The organism is Segatella buccae ATCC 33574 (assembly GCF_000184945.1).
GTDB classification, from domain to species: Bacteria; Bacteroidota; Bacteroidia; order Bacteroidales; family Bacteroidaceae; genus Prevotella; species Prevotella buccae.
In genome coordinates, this window is sequence record NZ_GL586318.1 from 1 (window position 1) to 890 (window position 890).

Genomic DNA, 890 nt, shown 5'->3' on the forward strand with positions numbered 1-890 from the left:
ACCGCTATGCCGGCGCAAGCTTCGGGTACGGGGCTATCACCCCCTGCGGCGCGGCTTTCCAGCCGCTTCCCCTCGCTCTTGCCGTGCAACACCGCGGTCCTACAACCCCCGGCGTGCGTCGCCACACGCCGGGTTTGGGCTCCTCCCCGGTCGCTCGCCGCTACTGGGGGAATCATTGGATTATTTTCTTTTCCTCCGGGTACTAAGATGTTTCAGTTCCCCGGGTTGGCCCTTCCGCACCGGGCGGAAGTGCCCGTCCTTCAGACGGGCGGGTTGTCCCATTCGGAAATCCGCGGATCAACGGTCACTTGCACCTACCCGCGGCTTGTCGCAGCTTGTCACGTCCTTCGTCGCCTCCGTGAGCCAAGGCATCCGCCCTGCGCCCTTAACTACTTTCTTGCCGTAGCCGCATGTCCCCGCACTTGGGCCGGGACTGCGGCAGCTCATACTTTCAGCTGTTCTGTTTGTTCGCGACCCGTCCGCAACATCCCGCAAGGGGGCGGACGGTTCTTGGTTGTCAACTTTACAGTCTTGCTTGTGTCAATATGTCAAAGATCGGCGCGGAATGCCGCGGTGTGGAGAATAACGGATTCGAACCGTTGACCCCCTGCTTGCAAAGCAGGTGCTCTAGCCAGCTGAGCTAATCCCCCCTGCGGGAGAAGGTAGTCCCAGGCAGATTTGAACTGCCGACCTCCACATTATCAGTGTGGCGCTCTGACCGACTGAGCTATAGGACTATAGGACGGAGTCGGCCGGACGGGCTTGCCCCAGCTTCCCAGTTTTCTCTCGGTGTGTTCCCGAAAAGACAAAGACGAGCGTACAAGAAGGCGAAACGGACCTGTCAGCAGGAAAAAGGGGAAAGGACACCCGGACCCGGAGGCCCGGAACAT

Annotated in this window: 2 tRNA genes and 1 rRNA gene; all 3 read right to left on the reverse strand. The window is 60.3% G+C overall.

Features of this window, described 5'->3' with window-relative positions:
* Positions 1-399 (reverse strand): 23S ribosomal RNA (locus HMPREF6485_RS13045); the annotation flags it as partial.
* 177 nt (positions 400-576) lie between these two features.
* Positions 577-650: transfer RNA gene (locus HMPREF6485_RS13050), tRNA-Ala, on the reverse strand.
* 13 nt (positions 651-663) lie between these two features.
* Positions 664-737 (reverse strand) — tRNA-Ile (locus tag HMPREF6485_RS13055).
* Positions 738-890 lie beyond the last annotated feature (153 nt).